This window comes from Caulobacter sp. Root1455, assembly GCF_001426905.1.
Classification (GTDB): domain Bacteria; phylum Pseudomonadota; class Alphaproteobacteria; order Caulobacterales; family Caulobacteraceae; genus Caulobacter.
Genome location: NZ_LMFQ01000023.1, coordinates 300,464 through 316,312, shown reverse-complemented (window position 1 = coordinate 316,312; position 15,849 = coordinate 300,464). Strand labels below are relative to the sequence as shown.

The following is a 15,849-nucleotide window of genomic DNA, read 5'->3' as shown; positions in this document are numbered from 1 at the left end:
GATCGTACACAGGAGGTCGACGGCGTCAGTCGGGGTAAACCCCGAGATTGGCGGGGTTTTTACGACTGTCGGCGTGCGGGGATCGTCGGTGATCAGCCATACCGGCCGGGGACGAGATCAAGCCGCGAACCGATAGCCGACGCCGGGTTCGGTCAGGATGATCTTCGGCGACGCGGGATCGTCTTCCAGCTTCTGGCGCAGCTGGCCTACGAAGACGCGCAGATACTGGGTATCGTGGGCGTGGGCCGCGCCCCAGACGGCGACCAGGAGCTCCTTGTGGGTCAGCACCTTGCCGGCCCCGATCGCCAGGCGGGCCAGGAGGTCGTATTCCTTGGGCGACAATTTCACGGCCGCGCCGTCGCGGGTGACCAGCCGCATTTCCAGGTCGATCTCGACATCGCCCGCGCGGATCGGTCCCGAGGGCGTCGGGGCGCGAGCGGAATGGCGGATGGCGGCGCGGAGCCGAGCCAGCAGTTCGCCGACCCCGAAGGGCTTTTCGACATAGTCGTTGGCGCCCCGGTCCAGGGCCTCGATCTTCTCGATCTCGCGGTCGCGAGCCGAGAGGATCAGGATCGGGCCGTCATAAAAGGCGCGAGCCTTGGTCAGCACCTCCTTGCCGTCCATGTCGGGCAGGCCCAGGTCCAGCACCACGGCGTCGGGCGACCACAGGGCGATGCCGCGCAGGCCCTCCTGGCCGCTGTCGGCGCGCAGGGGCTCATAGCCGGCCGCGTCGAGGGCGGGGCCCAGGAACCGGTGGATCTGGGGCTCGTCGTCGATGACGAGGATGCGATGGCGAAGCGCGGTCACGAGACCGTCATAGCAGATGATGGGGCGTGGCGACCGACTTTGGCAGGCTGATCAGCACCCGGGTGCCCTTGCCGTCGTGGATCGGGCTGGCGGCGGCGATCCGTCCGCCCATGGCGTCGATGAAGCCCTTGGCGATCGACAGGCCCAGGCCCACGCCCTGACTGCGGTCGCTCGGCTCGTCCATGCGACGGAACTTCTCGAAGATGTGCTCCAGTTCGGCGGGCGGAATCCCGCGCCCCTCGTCTTCGATGCTGATCACCAGGTTGGAGCGGTCCTCATAGGCCGCCATCTCGATCCGCGCCTCGGGCGGGCTGTAGGCTATGGCGTTCTCCAGGACATTGACCACGACCTGTTCCAGCAGGCCAGCGTCGGCCTGGACCAGGGTGAGCTCGACCGGGAAGTCCCGGGTCAGATCCCGGTCGCCCAGGCGACGCGAGACGCGGTCGGCGGCGGCGTTGAGGACCTCCCGTACGTCGATCCATTCGGTCCGCAAGCGTAGGGCCCCGCCTTCGATGCGGGTCATGTCCAGCAGGTTGGCGACATAGCGGTTCAGGCGCTCGGCCTCCTCGCGGATGCTGACCACCAGGTCGTCGCGCACCGGCTTGGTCAGCTTGTCGCCAAAGTCGATCAAGGTGGTCGAGGCGCCGAGCACCGTCGACAGCGGCGTGCGCAGGTCGTGGCTGACCGAGTTCATCAGGGCCGATCGGAAGCGGTCGGCGCGGCGCAGGGTCTCGGCCTCCAGGGCCTCGGCGGCCAGCTGCGAGCGCTCCAGCGCCACGGCGCCCTGTTCCAGCAGGGCCAGGACGAGGCGCTCGTCGTCCGAGCCGGGCGGCACGGCGCCGGCCTCGATCCCGGCGACCCCGGTCCGCCCGCGCACGCCCTCCAGCGGCCAGAAGGTCCAGCGGGCTTGCGGCAAGGTGCCGGTGCCGGCCCCGGCCGGCTCGCCGCGCTGCCAGGCCCAGCGGGCGGCGGCCATCGGCGCGGTGTCGAGCGACTCGATGTCCGGCGAGCCGGCGACCGGGGCGATCTCGCCTTCGATCGGCAGCAGGACCAGGGTCCGCGCGCCGGCCGCGGCGGCGACCTGCTCCGCCAGCGCCCGGGCGACCGCCTCGCGGCCGGCCCCGGCCGAAAGCGTGCGGCTCGCGGCCAGCAAGGTGGCCACGGCGGCGGTGCGGCGCTGCGAGCCCAGGGCCTGGTCGCGGACCCGTCCGGCCAAGCCGCCCGAAGCCAGCGCCACCAACCAGAACACCAGCAGGGTGAGGAAGTCGGTCGGGGCGCCGACGGCCAGGCTGTAGCGCGGTTCCAGGAACAGGTAATTGTAGACGAGGAACGCCACGGTCGCCGCCGCCAGGGCCGGCCGCAGCCCGTGCAGCACGCCGGCCGCCAGGACGGCGGCCAGGAAGATCATCCCCAGGTCCACCCGGTCGAAGGCGACGTCCAGGCCCCAGGCCGCCAGGGTCGCGGCCCCCACGAACAGGGCGCCGACGACATAGCCGCGCCAGGACCCCAGGCTCGGGCGTCGGACCGGCGGCGGCTCGCGCTCGTGTCCGGCCTCGGTGACCACGTGGATCGCCGCGCCCCTGGCCTCGCGCAGCAGGGCCGCCGCCAGGGATCGGCCGAGAAGCTCCCGCCAACGACTGTCGGTCGACTTGCCGATGACGATCTGGGTGACATTGTTGCGCCGGGCGTAGGCCATCACGGCGGTCACGATGTCGCCGCCGGTCAGGGCGAGCGTCGCGCCGCCCAGTTGTTCGGCCAGGCGGAAGGCTTCGCGCAGGCGCACGGAGCCCTCGGCCCCGACCGCCGGCCGATCCGTCCGCTCGACATGGGCCACGGTCCAGGGCGCGTTCATCATCATGTCCGACAGCCGCCGGCCGGCGCGGACCAGACCGCCGGCCATGGCGTCGCCGCCGACCAGCACCAGGATGCGTTCGCCCGCCGCCCACGGTCCGTCGACGCCCTTCTCCCGCATGGTCGCGACGAGCTGATCGTCGACCGTCTGGGCCGCGCGACGCAGGGCCAGTTCGCGCAGGGCCGTGAGGTTCTCGACCTTGAAGAAGTTCTCCGACGCCAGACGCGCGGTCTCCGGCACATAGACCTTGCCGGCCGTCATCCGTTCGCGAAGCTCGTCGGGCGTGATGTCGACGACCTCGATGTCGTCGGCCCGCGACAGGGCGCTGTCGGGCACGGTCTCGCGCTGGCGCACGCCGGTGATGCGCTGGACGACGTCCACCAGGCTTTCCAGATGCTGGACGTTCAGCGTCGTCCAGACGTCGATGCCGGCGGCCAGCAGTTCCTCGACATCCTGCCAGCGCTTGGGGTGGCGCGAACCCGGCGCGTTCGAATGGGCGTATTCGTCGACCAGGAGCACCTTGGGCCGGCGGGCCAGGGCCGCGTCCAGGTCGAACTCCATCAGCACCCGGCCGCGATGGTCGATCGGCTGGCGGGGGAGAACCTCCATGCCGCGCAGCAGGCTCTCGGTCTCGCGGCGGCCGTGGGTCTCGACGACCCCGACCAGGACGTCCTGGCCCTCGGCCTTGCGGCGGCGGGCGGCGCGCAGCATCTCGTAGGTCTTGCCGACCCCGGGGGCCATGCCCAGAAACACCTTCAGGCGCCCCCGGCCGGCCTTGTTGGCGGCGGCCAGGAGCGCCTCGGGATCCGGACGGCCCTTTTCCGTTTGTCTGGGATCGTGGGCCGGCAACTATCCGCCTTTCGGGAAGCGGGCGTCGAGCGCGCGGTTGGCGGCCAGCACGTTGACGCGGGGCTGGCCGATGAAGCCCAGCAGCGGCGGCTTCACCTGGCTCTCGACCACGGCCAGGACGGCGGCCTTCGATAAGCCCCGGGCCTTGGCTACACGCGCGGCCTGCAGCCGGGCGTAGGCGGGCGAGATGTCGGGATCGAGTCCCGAGGCCGAGGCCGTCACCGCGTCGGCGGGGATCGCCGCGCCGGGGCTTTCGGCGCGCAGGGCGTCGGCGTCGGTCTTTTCGCGTTCGATCAGCTTGTCGTTCAGCGGACCCATGTTGGAGCCGCTGGAGGCCGAGGCGTCGTAGCCGTTTCCGGCCGCCGAGGGGCGCGGGTGCAGATACTCGGCCCTGGCGAAGGGCTGGCCGATCAGGGCCGAGCCGACGACCGCGCCCTTGGCGTCGCGCAGCAGCGAGCCGTTGGCCTGGGCCGGAAAGACCGCCTGTCCGACGCCGGTGACGGCCAGCGGATAGGCCAGGCCGAGCAGCAGCGTGAACAGGCCCATCGAGACGAAGGCGGGGCGAAGGTGGGAAAGCATGACGGATGAATCTCCGATGAGCCGAGCTTAGGCGAGACCGAGGGCCGAGACCACGAGGTCGATCAGCTTGATGCCGACAAAGGGGGCCACGAGACCGCCCAGGCCGTAGAGGGCGAGGTTGCGCGACAGCAGCTTGCCGGCCCCGACGGCGCGATACTTCACGCCCTTCAGCGCCAGGGGGATCAGGGCGACGATGACCAGGGCGTTGAAGATCACCGCCGACAGGATCGCGCTTTGCGGGCTGTGCAGCTTCATGACGTTCATGGCGCCGAGGGCGGGCAGGGCGACCACGAACATGGCGGGGATGATCGCGAAGTACTTGGCCACGTCGTTGGCGATCGAGAAGGTCGTCAGGGCGCCGCGGGTGATCAGCATCTGTTTGCCGACCTCGACGATCTCGATGACCTTGGTCGGGTCGCTGTCGAGATCGACCATGTTGCCGGCCTCGCGCGCGGCCTGGGCGCCGGTCTGCATGGCGACGCCGACGTCGGCCTGGGCCAGGGCGGGAGCATCGTTGGCCCCGTCGCCGCACATGGCGACCAGGCGGCCCTTGCCCTGTTCCTCGCGGATCAGCCGCAGCTTGTCCTCGGGCGTGGCTTCGGCCAGGAAATCGTCGACCCCGGCCTCAGAGGCGATGGCGGCGGCGGTCACCGGGTTGTCGCCGGTGATCATCACCGTGCGCAGGCCCATGCGGCGCAGGTCGGCGAAGCGTTCCTTGACCCCCGGCTTGACCACGTCCTTGAGGTGGATGACGCCGACCAGGACGCCGTCCTCGCTGACGGCCAGCGGCGTGCCGCCCGAGCGGGCGATGCGGTCGACGGCGGCGGCGACCTCGGCCGGCACGCGCTTCGGATCGATGGCCAGCGAGCGGTAGACCGCGTCCACCGCGCCCTTGCGCCAGGAGCGCCCACCGGCGTCGAGGCCGGACTGTCGGGTCTGGGCGGTGAACGGGATCGACAGGGCGCCGACCGGCGGTTCGACGGCCAGGCCCTGGCCACGAGCCAGTTCGATGATCGATCGGCCCTCGGGCGTTTCGTCGGCCAGCGAGGCCATCAGGGCCGCGCGCAGGGCCTGGTCGGCCCGCACGCCGGGAGCGGGGATCACCTCGACCGCCATGCGGTTGCCGAAGGTGATGGTGCCGGTCTTGTCCAGCAGCAAGGTGTCGACGTCGCCGGCGGCCTCGACCGCTCTGCCGGAGGTCGCCAGAACGTTGACCTTCAGCAGGCGGTCCATGCCGGCGATGCCGACCGCGCTGAGCAGCCCGCCGATCGTCGTGGGAATGAGGGTGATGAACAGGGCGCCCAGCACCAGCGGATCGAGCGCCACGCCCGAGAACTTGCCCAGGCCCAGCAGGGTGACCACCGCGATCAGGAAGATCAGGGTCAGGCCGGCCAGCAGGACGGCCAGGGCGATCTCGTTGGGTGTCTTGCGACGATCAGCGCCCTCGACCATGGCGATCATGCGGTCCAGGAAGGTCGAGCCGGCCTCGGCCGTGACCCGCACCTTGATCCAGTCCGAGACCACGGTGGTGCCGCCGGTGACGGCCGAGCGGTCGCCGCCGCTTTCGCGGATCACCGGCGCGCTCTCGCCGGTGATCGCAGCCTCGTTGACGCTGGCCATGCCCTCGACGATTTCGCCGTCGGTCGGCACCACGTCGCCGGCCTCGACAAGGATCACCTCGCCGACGGCCAGCTTGTGGGCCGGGGTGGGGATCCAGGCGTCGTTCTCGGGGTTAATGATCAGCTTGGCCTGGGTGGTCACCCGCGTGGCCCGCAGGCTGTCGGCGGCCGCCTTGCCCCGCCCTTCGGCGACGCTCTCGGCGAGGTTGGCGAACAGCACCGTGGCCCACAGCCACAGCGAGATCTGGATCGCGAAGCCGGCGGACTGGTGTGCGACCACGGCGGCGACGGCGGAGACCGTCGACAGCAGGGCCACGATCCAGGTCGCGAAGATCACCGGGTTGCCGGTCAGCCGGCGCGGATCGAGCTTGACGAAGGCGTCGCGGGCGGCGCGGACCAGGACCGGGCCGGTGAGGCCGCCGGCCAGGGCGGCGGCCTTGCGGCGGCCTTCGCCGGCGTGGGTGTCTAAGGAGGTCATGGGGTCACCCATCAGTGGAGGGCGGCGACCGCGGCGAGCGCCTGGAAGTGCTCGACGATCGGTCCCAGCGCCATCGCGGGGAAGAATTGCAGGCCGCCCAGGATCAGGATCACCCCGATCAGGAGGCCGATGAACAGGCCGCCGTCGGTCGGCAGCGTGCCGGCGGTCGGGGCCAGCTTGGGCTTGGCGGCCAGGGCGCCGGCGATGGCCAGGACGGCGATCATGGGAACAAAGCGGCCCAGCATCATCGCCACGCCCAGGGTGGTGTTCCACCAGGGCGCGTTGGCGCTCAGCCCGCCGAAGGCCGAGCCGTTGTTGGCCGTACCCGAGACGTAGGCGTAGAGGATCTCCGACAGCCCATGCGGCCCGGAATGCATCAGCCCCTTCAGCGCCTCGGGCAGGACGGCGGCCACGCCCGAGAAGCCCAGCATCGACAGCGGGACGATCAGCACGGCCAGCATGGACAGCTGGATCTCGCGCGCCTCGACCTTCTTGCCCAGATATTCCGGCGTGCGCCCGACCATCAGCCCGGCCACGAACACCGCCAGCAGGGCCATGACGACCATGATGGCGATCCCCGAGCCGATGCCGCCGGGCAGGATCTCGCCCAGCTGCATCAGGAACATCGCCACCGCGCCGCCCAGGGGCATCAGGCTGGAATGCATGCCGTTGACCGAGCCGTTGGAGGCCCCGGTGGTCATGGCCGCCCAGGCGGCGGTCGAGGGGGCGCCGAAGCGGACCTCCTTGCCCTCCATGTTGACCGAGGTGTCGACGTGGGCGGCCACCTGGGCCGGCGCCGGACGCGTCTCGGCGGCATAGACTCCCGCCGCGCCGGCGGCCAGCAGCAGGACGCCGGCGGCGACCAGGGCCCGGATGTCCTTCCTGGCCTTGGCCGTGCGGCCGAAGGCGAAGAAGGCGGCCCAGCCCAGCACGTTGATCGACACGGCCGTGATCAGGTTGGTCAGCGGACTGGGGTTCTCGAACGGGTGGGCGGAATTGACGTTGAAGATCCCGCCGCCGTTGATGCCCAACTGCTTGATCGCCAACTGGCTGGCGGTGGCGAACAGCGAGATCTTCTGCTCGCCGCCCTCCAGGGTGTGGGCCGTGACGCCCGCCGCCAGGGTCTGGGGCACGCCCAGGGCGACGAGGACGATCGCCATGACCAGGCACAGCGGCAGCAGCACATAGAGGGTCGTGCGGACCAGATCGGACCAGAAGTTGCCGACGCCTTCGCCGCGATTGGCGACGAACGCCCGGGCCAGGGCGGCGGCGATGGTCGCGCCGGTCGCGGCCGAGACGAAGTTCTGCACCGTCAGCGCCAGCATCTGGCTGAGCGTCGACATGGTCGTCTCGCCGCCATAGCTCTGCCAGTTGGTGTTGGTCACGAAGCTGGCGGCGGTGTTGAAGGCCAGGTGCGGCGAGACGCCGGCGAAGCCTTGCGGGTTCAGCGGCAGCACGCCTTGCAGCCGCAGCACCGCATAGACGAACAGGAAGCCGACGGCGTTGAAGGCCAGCAGGGCGCCGGCATAGCCGAACCAGGTCTGGCTCTTGTTCGGATCGACGCCGCAGGCCCGGTGGAAGGCCTTCTCGACCGGTCGAAGCACCGGGTCGAGCCAGGTGCGCTCGCCGTTCCAGACGCGCGACATGTACACGCCCAACGGCCAGCCGACGCCGACCGCCAGGCCGAGGGTCAGGGCGATCTCCGCCCATCCTTGCCAGGTCATGGAAATAGGTCCGTCAAAACTTGTCGGGCCGCAGCATCGCCGCGACCATGTAGCCGGCGACGACGATCGCCCCGGCCGCCCAGAGCACGCTCACCAGCATGGTCAGACGCGCCTCAGTCCCGCCGCGAACGCGGCGAAGACGGCGAAGAGCCCAAGGCCCAACGCCAGATAGATCAGGTCAGCCATGCGCCGCCTCCATTCCTATGGAGGACTTGAAGACCACGAGCCCGCGTAAGGCCTCCATGCGGAAAGAGGCGACGGGCATAAGGGGAGCATAAGGATGGGGGCGCCGAGGGGCCCGATGCGCCGCCGCCGGCTTCGCGCCGGTCTAGTCCGCGTCCAACAGCGCCTGGGCGACAGCCTTGCCGCAGCCGACGGTGTCGAGCGGTCCGCCCAGGTCACGGGTGCGCAGCTGGGGTTGCGCCAGCACGGTTTCGATGGCCGCGACGACGGCCGCCGCGGCCCGCGGCTCGCTCAGGTGGTCCAGCATCAGGGCCGCCGACCAGATCTGTCCCACCGGGTTGGCGATCCCCTGGCCGGCGATGTCCGGCGCGGAGCCATGCACGGGTTCGAACAGGGACGGGAAGGCGCGCTCGGGATTGATGTTGCCGGCTGGGGCGATGCCGATGGTGCCGGTGCAGGCCGGGCCCAGGTCCGACAGGATGTCGCCGAACAGGTTGGAGGCCACCACGACGTCGAACCAGTCGGGATGCTGCACGAAGTGCGCGGTCAGGATGTCGATATGGTACTTGTCCCAGCGCACGTCGGGATAGGTCGGGGCCATCGCTTCGACCCGCTCGTCCCAGTAGGGCATGGTGATGGCGATGCCGTTGGACTTGGTCGCCGAGGTCAGGTGCTTCTTCTCGCGGCGCCGGGCCAGCTCGAAGGCGAACTTGAGGATGCGGTCGACGCCGATCCGCGTCATCACCGTTTCCTGCATCACCACCTCGCGTTCGGCGCCCGGAAAGATCCGCCCGCCGATCGAGGAGTATTCGCCCTCGGTGTTCTCGCGCACGACATAGAAGTCGATCTCGCCGGGCGACCGGTTGGCCAGGGGGCTGGGCACGCCGGGCATCAGCCGGACCGGGCGCAGGTTGACGTACTGGTCGAACTCGCGCCGGAACTGGATCAGCGAACCCCAGAGCGAGACGTGATCTGGCACCGTCTCCGGCCAGCCGACGGCGCCGAAGAAGATCGCGTCATGGCCGCCGATCCGGGCCTTCCAGTCGTCCGGCATCATCTGGCCGTGCTTCAGGTAATAGTCGCAGGAGGCGAAGTCGAAATGGTCGAACGCGAAGGTGCAGCCGAAGCGCGCCGAGACGGCCTCCAGCACCCTCAGCCCCTCGGGGACGACTTCCTTGCCGATCCCGTCGCCCGGAATGACGGCGATCCGGTAGTGGCGCGCTTGGCTCATTGAAACACCCTCGGACGACACGCCCCATGCCCCGTCGGCATCACCGGCCGGGTTAGGCCAGGGGCCGAGAACAGGGCAAATGCGAAATTCGTATGAAACGATGCCGCGACGGTCGTCCGTTCGGAAAGCGGGGTCGGAGCACCGATAGCCGCCGTCGACACGCGCTCATTCTGGCGTGTCTAAAAATGGATGCAATTGCTAACGTTCTTGGATGTCGTTATGGCTGGACCCAGAGGCTGATGATCGATCAGCGGCGGGTGGCGATCGCGTGAAGACGGCGTTTCGTAGCGAGAACATGATCGGTCATGACGCGGCCCGCCTCGGCGCTGTCCTGGCGTCGGATGGCGTCCAGCAGCCGTTCATGGTCGCCCTGCGACGACAGCAGGTGCTCCGGCGTGGTCGCGGCCACCTGTCTGAGACGCAACGGGACGGCCGCCGCCACGCTGGGGCACAGCCGGGCCGGGTCGCCGAACACCGGATAGATCAGGGTCATCCGGATAGCGTTGCGCAGGACCTTGTTCTGCGACGCATGATGGATCGAGCGGTGGAAGGCGTGGTTGAGCTCGTACCACTCGATCTCGGCCTTCTCCGACCATTCGCCCCGATCCAGTATGGCTCGGCCCTGGCGGACCAGGTCGGCCAGCCGATCCAGCGCCGGGGCCTCCCAGCCCAGATCCACCGACATCCGCGCGGCCTGGCCCTCGAGGCCGGCCCGGACCTCGATCGAGTCGAACACGTCGCCGATGGTCACGGCCCGGACGGTGTAGCCGCGGTTGATCCCGTAATCGACCAGGCCCTCGGCCGACAGCACCGCCAGGGCGCTGCGGATGGGGGTGCGCGACACGGCCAGCTCGGTCGCCAGGCCTTCGGCCCGCAGCCGGGTTTCGGGCGGGATCTGTCCGGTGACGATCATCTCGCGCAGGCGCATCAGGACCGTGTGGGTCGCCGGTTCCGTCCGCGGCGGGTCGGCCAGGGGCGTGCTCGGGTCTGCGCTTTGGCCTGCCGGTTTCGTCGCCATACGTTCGGTGTCTCCCGAAGCCGGTTCGAGTCCGGCCCGCTATCCCTTCCTTACACCGCTACCTCGTTGGACGCGCAAGACTTCGGCCGAGCCTTGACCTCAACTCACCTGCAAAGGCGGCCGCCGGCCGGCCCGGAGATCGTCGCGTGACCGACCTGCTGCTTCAACCCGCCGTGCTTGGTCTGGCGATGGTGGTCACCTTCATGATCCTGATCATGACCAAGCGGATGTCGGCGATCGCCGCGCTTCTGGTCGTGCCGATCGGGTTCGGACTGCTGGCCGGCGCCGGGGCCGGTCTCGGCGAGATGATCCTCCAGGGGGTGGGTCAGGTGGCGCCGACCGCGCTGATGCTGTCTTTCGCGGTGCTCTACTTCGCCATCATGATGGACGCGGGGCTGTTCGATCCGCTGGTCAACAAGGTGCTGGCGATCGTCGGGGAGGATCCGCTGCGGATCAGCCTGGGCACGGCCATCCTGGCCATGCTGGTCTCGATCGACGGCGACGGCACGACCACGGCGCTGATCGTGATCACCGCCTTCCTGCCGGTGTACCGCCGGGTGGGGATGAACCCGCTGATCCTGGCGACCCTGCTGGGCCTGGCCAACGCGCTGATGAACTACGTCCCCTGGGGCGGCCCCTCGGCCCGGGCCGCCGCCGCGGTCCATGTTGACCTGGCCGACGTCGTGGGGCCGCTGCTGCCGGCCATGGGCGTGGGTCTGCTGGGCATACTGGGCCTGGCCTTGCTGTTCGGGAAATCGGAGCGCGAGCGCCTGGCTTTCGCCCCGGCGGCCAGGAGCGACCCGGGCGGGGCGATCACGCCCTTGCCTCCGGTCGCCGACGCCGAGCGCGCCGCCATCCGCCGGCCGAAGCTCTTCTGGTTCAACCTGGTGCTCACCGTCGGCCTGATCCTGGGCATGATCCTGGGCCTGGCGCCGCTGCCGGTGCTGATGATGGGGGCCTTCGCGGTGGCCGCGACGGTCAACTATCCCAAAGTCTCCGACCAGAAGGCCCGGCTGGCCGCCCACGCCGACAATGTCGTCAATGTCGTCGTGCTGCTGTTCGCGGCCGGCGCCTTCACCGGCATCCTCAACGGCACGGGCATGTCCGGCGCCATGGCCAACGCCGCCCTGGCGGTCATCCCGCCCCAGATCGGTCCCTTCCTGGCGCCGATCACCGCCTTGATCAGCATGCCCCTGACCTTCGTGATGTCCAACGACGCCTATTATTTCGGCGTGGTTCCGGTGATCGCCAACGCCGCCGCCGGCTTCGGGATCGAGCCGGCCGCCATCGCCCGCGCCTCGCTGATCGGCCAGCCCGTCCACTCGATGAGCCCGCTGCTGGCCCCGATCTATCTGGCCTGCGGCCTGCTGGGCGTCGACGTGGCCGACGCTCAGAGGTTCGCGCTGAAATGGGCCGTGCTGATCAGCCTGCTGGTGCTGGGCGCCGCCATGCTGACGGGCGCGATCCCGGTGGTCGGCTGATCGAAGACGCGTATCGAACCCCGCGCCTCAAGCCGTCGTCCGGCCTCGGCTTCCCGCGGGCGCGCCGTCACCCGGTGCGCCCGGCGCCTTTCGGGAGGGCTCGGCCCGTTCCCGGATCGGCTTCGGCGCGAGCCTTGAGCAGGGCCCAGAAGGCCTCGGCCGCCATGGTCTGGCGGGCGCGGGGGCGATAGAGGCGGATGTCGATGGGGATATCCCAGCGCTCGTCGCCGGCCCGAGCCAGCACGCCCAGGTCAAGGTCGCGCGCGATCAGGCTCATCGGCATCCAGGCCACGCCGCGCCCGGCCCGCGCCATCTCGGCCAGCACGGTGGCCACATGGGCCGTGAAGACCGGCTTCAACCACACCGAGGGTCCCTCCAGCGCATGGGTCGAGGCCAGGATGCGGCCCATCCCGGAGACGTCGCTGAAGGCCAGATAGGGCGCCGGCGCGCCCAGGTCCCCCGGCAGCACGAAGCGGGGGCGACGCGGGTCGTCCAAGGCCGGGGCGCTGACCGGAACCAGGGTGTCGGTCCCCAGGTCGACCGAGACGAAATAGTTCGGCTTGAACGACACCGGCGTCGAGGGGTGGTGGTGGCACAGCAGGAACTGGGCCTGGCCCTGCAGCATCATCCGCTCGCAGCCGGCCATGTTGTCGGTCACCAGGCTGACCGTGGAGCCCAGGGGGCGCTCGGCCTCGATCTCCTCCAGCCATCGGGGAAAGAAGGTGATCGACAGGGCGTGGGTCGAGGCGAAGCGCAGAGTGGTGGTCGACCCCTCGGCGATCGCCCGGGTCTGCTCGCGTCCCAGATAGAGCCGGCGCAGCAGATCCTCGGCCGAGGGGCGCCATTGCTCGCCGGCGAGGGTCAAGGCGACGCGGTGGGTGTCGCGGTTGAACAGGGGCGCGCCCAGCCAGGCTTCCAGGAGACGGATGCGGCGGCTGAACGCCGGCTGCGAGACGTTGCGCGCCTCGGCCGCGCGCCCGAAATGCTGGTGCTCGACCAGGGCGAGAAAGTCTTCGAGCCAGTCGAGTTCCATGAGCGTGCTCCGCCTAGCGGCCTTCGCGGCCGTCGGCGACGACACATTCGGGGGCGGGATCGTCACCGTCGAGGACGGCGACGACGGCGCGCGCCGCCACCATGTTGGTCCGGTCCAGGCCCTCGCACGACGAGGCCGCGGCGTGCGGCGTGCCGATCACGTTGGGCAGGTCCAGAAGCGCCTGGGACACCGGCGTGTAGGCGGGGTCGCTCTCGCTGACATAGACGTCCAGGCCCGCGCCGGCCAGGCGGCCCGCCCGCAGCGCGTCCAGCAGGTGGGCGTCCTCGACCAGGCCGCCGCGCGCGGTGTTGATCAGGATCGCCGTGGGCTTCATGGCGTCGATCGCCGCCTCGTCGATCAGGAAGCGGGTCTCCGGGGTCAGGGGCGCGTGCAGGCTGACATAGTCGCCGCGGGCCAGCAGTTGCGGCAGGTCGACGAACTGGACCCCGGTCGCCCGGGCGTAGTCGGCGTCCGGGCGCGGGGTGTGGACCAGGACCTTGCAGTCGAAGCCAGACAGGCGCTTGACGACGCTCTTGCCGATCCGACCCAGACCTATGAGACCGACCGTCTTTTCGCACAGGTCCGAGCCCTTCAGGATCGACCAGTCGCCGTCGATCATCCGCTGCTGGGACTCGCGCAGCCGCCGGCCGACGGCCAGCATCAGGCCGATCGTGTGGTCCGCCACCGAGGCGTCGTTGCCGCCAGCCGCGATGGTCACGACCCGGCCCAGCTCGCGGGCCGCGGCCAGGTCGACGCGCTCGTGGCCGACTCCCCGGCGCGAGACGATCCGTAGGTCAGGCAAGGCGGCGAGCAGCTCGCGGGTCACCCGCGCGTGGCCGACGATCCAGCCCGCCGCGCCGGCCAGGATCTCGACGAGGGCGTCGTGCGACAGGTCGCCGTCGGCCTTTCCCGCCGGCAGGGACGCGATCGTCACCTCGCAGCCGTGAGACCGCAGGTAGGCGTGGGCGCGGTCGTCGAAGAAGCGCTGGGTGACAACGACCTTGCGGGCGCCAAGCATGCTTTGTCTCCAAACTCGAAAAGGTCGCCGCGGGGGAAGCGCCCGGGTGTTTCCGCGCCAGATCGCGGCGCGCATCATTCGATCCAAGTTTCGCAACACGGGCCCTGGGGGGCGCGGATCGCCTGGGCGGCCGCCTTTCCCGAAGTGGGCCTTTTCACATCGCTAGCGAAGTGTTGGATAATTTGCATTCAAAAACTTGACGCATTGCATCCCATAACGCTAGTGGCTTTCGACGGCCGGTCAGGGCCGGCCTTTGTCGGGTGGGAAGCGCATGTTCGAAGGCCCTATCAAGATCATCGTCCCCGTGGGCTCGCTCGGCGCCGGCGTGGTCGAGGCGGAGGTCCGCCGCGGCGTCGCCCTGGGCGCTCACGCCATCGCCACCGACGCGGGCTCGACCGACAGCGGGGCGGCCTACCTCGCCCTGGGCATGTCCAAGAACAATCGCGGCTCGGTGAAGCGCGATCTGACCATCCTGATGAAGGCCGGCGCGGAGGCGGGGATTCCCGTCATCGTCGGCACCAGCGGCCAGGCCGGCGGCGACAAGAACGTCGACTGGACCCGCGACATCGCCGTCGAGATCGCCCGCGAGCTGGGCCTGTCGCCCCGGATCGCGCTGCTCTATTCCGAGCAGGACAAGGACGTCCTCAAGGCCCGGAACGCCGCCGGCAAGATCACGCCCCTGGCCCCGCTGGGCCCGCTCGACGACGCCGCCATCGACGCTTGCGACCACATCGTCGCCGCCATGGGGCCCGAGCCCTACATGGCCGCGCTGCGGGCGGGCGCCGACCTGATCCTTGGCGGCCGCACCACCGACACGGCGGTCATCGCCTGTTTCGCCCTCCTGCACGGCGCGCCGGCGGGCGCGGCCTGGCACGCGGGCAAGGTCTCGGAATGCGGTTCGCAATGCGCCGTCTACCGGGATCGCGGCTCCGGCGTCCTGCTGTCGATCGGCCAGGACGGCTTCGAGGTCGAACCGCTGGCGCCGGACAATCGCTGCGACCCCCACAGCGTCTCGGCCCACATGCTGTACGAGAACAGCGACCCCTTCCGCCTGACCGAGCCCGGCGGCGTCCTCGACGTGACCGACGCGGTCTATGCCGAGGTCGACGACCGCGCCGTCAAGGTCACCGGATCGGTCTGGGAGCCCCAGCCCTACACCATGAAGCTGGAGGGCGCGGCCGGCGGCCGCTACCAGACCCTGATGCTGGTCGGCATCCAGGACCCCGACGTCCTGGGCCGCGTCGACGAGTTCCACGACAAGATGCTGGCCGCCCTCTACGACCGCGCGCGCAAGTCAACCGGCCTGGACGACGCGGCCTTTCACATCTCGCTGCGGATGTATGGCTGGAACGCGGTGTCCGGCGACAGGCCGCCGCCCGGAACGCCGGCGCCGCGCGAGATCGGCGTGCTGTTCGTCGCCACCGCCGACACCCAGGAGCTGGCCACCCAGATCGCCAAGGCCTGCAACGCGTACTTCTTCCACTACCCGATCTCGATGGACAAGGAGCTGCCCAGCTACGGCTTCGCCTTCACCCCGGCCGACGTCGAACGCGGCCAGGTCTACGAGTTCAAGCTCAACCACGTGGTCCAGGTCGACGATCCCCTGGAACTGGTCCGCACCGCCTGGATCGACCTGCGCAAAGAGGAGGCCGCGTAATGGCGACCGTCGGCGATGTCTGCCGCCATGTGCGCTCCAAGAACGCCGGGCCCTACTGGGTGACCTTCGACCTGTTCTTCGACGGGGCGGAGAACTTCGCCAAATACAGCCAGAGCCCGGCCCTGGGACCCGACCTGCTGCACCGGCTGTTCGGCGCCGATCCGGCGCAGGTGAAGCGCTTTTCGGTGCCCAGCCTGAACGTGGTCAAGATCTCCTACGCCCGGACCACGCCGCAGGGCGGCGAGGTCGAACGCGACATGCATCGCGGTCAGCAATTCGTGCGGCTGCTCGACGTTCAACTCGACTGAGGACGGACGGCC

12 protein-coding genes are annotated in these 15,849 nt (G+C 70.0%); 3 read left to right on the top strand and 9 right to left on the bottom strand.

The window, feature by feature from the left end:
- Window positions 1-117: 117 nt before the first annotated feature.
- The 7 genes from ASD21_RS17225 to ASD21_RS17195 form a co-directional block, all read right to left on the bottom strand.
- Window positions 118-807, bottom strand: coding sequence for a winged helix-turn-helix domain-containing protein (locus ASD21_RS17225; protein WP_056443969.1), 690 nt, complete (start codon window positions 805-807; stop codon window positions 118-120).
- 7 nt (window positions 808-814) lie between these two features.
- Window positions 815-3,400, bottom strand: a complete 2,586-nt coding sequence (locus ASD21_RS17220; protein WP_442856981.1) for an ATP-binding protein — start codon at window positions 3,398-3,400, stop codon at window positions 815-817.
- A gap of 108 nt (window positions 3,401-3,508) precedes the next feature.
- Window positions 3,509-4,087 (bottom strand): potassium-transporting ATPase subunit KdpC, encoded by a 579-nt coding sequence (gene kdpC, locus ASD21_RS17215; RefSeq protein WP_056443964.1) that lies wholly within the window; start codon window positions 4,085-4,087, stop codon window positions 3,509-3,511.
- 27 nt (window positions 4,088-4,114) lie between these two features.
- A complete protein-coding gene (gene kdpB / locus ASD21_RS17210; protein ID WP_056443961.1) occupies window positions 4,115-6,184 on the bottom strand; it encodes a potassium-transporting ATPase subunit KdpB in 2,070 nt (689 codons plus the stop codon).
- Between the two features lie 11 nt (window positions 6,185-6,195).
- On the bottom strand, window positions 6,196-7,908 hold the full coding sequence (kdpA, locus tag ASD21_RS17205; protein WP_056443958.1) for a potassium-transporting ATPase subunit KdpA: 1,713 nt from the start codon (window positions 7,906-7,908) through the stop codon (window positions 6,196-6,198).
- 328 nt (window positions 7,909-8,236) lie between these two features.
- Window positions 8,237-9,322, bottom strand: a complete 1,086-nt coding sequence (locus ASD21_RS17200) for a tartrate dehydrogenase (protein ID WP_056443955.1) — start codon at window positions 9,320-9,322, stop codon at window positions 8,237-8,239.
- A gap of 247 nt (window positions 9,323-9,569) precedes the next feature.
- Complete coding sequence (locus ASD21_RS17195; protein WP_056443952.1) at window positions 9,570-10,340, bottom strand: GntR family transcriptional regulator; 771 nt, start codon at window positions 10,338-10,340, stop codon at window positions 9,570-9,572.
- A 146-nt stretch (window positions 10,341-10,486) separates the two neighbouring features.
- Between ASD21_RS17195 and ASD21_RS17190 the strand changes: the two genes are divergently transcribed.
- Entirely contained in the window at window positions 10,487-11,821 is a 1,335-nt protein-coding gene (locus ASD21_RS17190; RefSeq protein ID WP_082554825.1) for a CitMHS family transporter, read from the top strand.
- A gap of 67 nt (window positions 11,822-11,888) precedes the next feature.
- Here ASD21_RS17190 and ASD21_RS17185 read toward each other — a convergent pair whose 3' ends face one another.
- Window positions 11,889-12,854, bottom strand: a complete 966-nt coding sequence (locus ASD21_RS17185; protein ID WP_056443949.1) for a LysR family transcriptional regulator — start codon at window positions 12,852-12,854, stop codon at window positions 11,889-11,891.
- 13 nt (window positions 12,855-12,867) lie between these two features.
- The gene (locus tag ASD21_RS17180; protein ID WP_056443945.1) at window positions 12,868-13,872 is read right to left on the bottom strand and encodes a phosphoglycerate dehydrogenase; all 1,005 of its coding nucleotides are present in this window, start codon (window positions 13,870-13,872) and stop codon (window positions 12,868-12,870) included.
- A gap of 271 nt (window positions 13,873-14,143) precedes the next feature.
- Here ASD21_RS17180 and ASD21_RS17175 point away from each other — a divergent pair, with 271 nt between their 5' ends.
- Window positions 14,144-15,529 (top strand): acyclic terpene utilization AtuA family protein, encoded by a 1,386-nt coding sequence (locus ASD21_RS17175; protein WP_056443941.1) that lies wholly within the window; start codon window positions 14,144-14,146, stop codon window positions 15,527-15,529.
- The gene (locus ASD21_RS17170; protein ID WP_056443938.1) at window positions 15,529-15,837 is read left to right on the top strand and encodes a DUF4387 domain-containing protein; all 309 of its coding nucleotides are present in this window, start codon (window positions 15,529-15,531) and stop codon (window positions 15,835-15,837) included. The genes ASD21_RS17175 and ASD21_RS17170 overlap by 1 nt, the downstream gene beginning before the upstream one ends.
- Window positions 15,838-15,849 lie beyond the last annotated feature (12 nt).

Coding starts and splice junctions, on each gene's coding strand:
- kdpC (WP_056443964.1), bottom strand. CDS start 4,087: ATGCTTTCCCACCTTCGCCCCGCCTTCGTCTCGATGGGCCTGTTCACG.
- ASD21_RS17180 (WP_056443945.1), bottom strand. CDS start 13,872: ATGCTTGGCGCCCGCAAGGTCGTTGTCACCCAGCGCTTCTTCGACGAC.
- kdpB (WP_056443961.1), bottom strand. CDS start 6,184: ATGACCTCCTTAGACACCCACGCCGGCGAAGGCCGCCGCAAGGCCGCC.
- ASD21_RS17170 (WP_056443938.1), top strand. CDS start 15,529: ATGGCGACCGTCGGCGATGTCTGCCGCCATGTGCGCTCCAAGAACGCC.
- ASD21_RS17175 (WP_056443941.1), top strand. CDS start 14,144: ATGTTCGAAGGCCCTATCAAGATCATCGTCCCCGTGGGCTCGCTCGGC.
- ASD21_RS17220 (WP_442856981.1), bottom strand. CDS start 3,400: ATGGCCCCCGGGGTCGGCAAGACCTACGAGATGCTGCGCGCCGCCCGC.
- ASD21_RS17185 (WP_056443949.1), bottom strand. CDS start 12,854: ATGGAACTCGACTGGCTCGAAGACTTTCTCGCCCTGGTCGAGCACCAG.
- ASD21_RS17200 (WP_056443955.1), bottom strand. CDS start 9,322: ATGAGCCAAGCGCGCCACTACCGGATCGCCGTCATTCCGGGCGACGGG.
- kdpA (WP_056443958.1), bottom strand. CDS start 7,908: ATGACCTGGCAAGGATGGGCGGAGATCGCCCTGACCCTCGGCCTGGCG.
- ASD21_RS17195 (WP_056443952.1), bottom strand. CDS start 10,340: ATGGCGACGAAACCGGCAGGCCAAAGCGCAGACCCGAGCACGCCCCTG.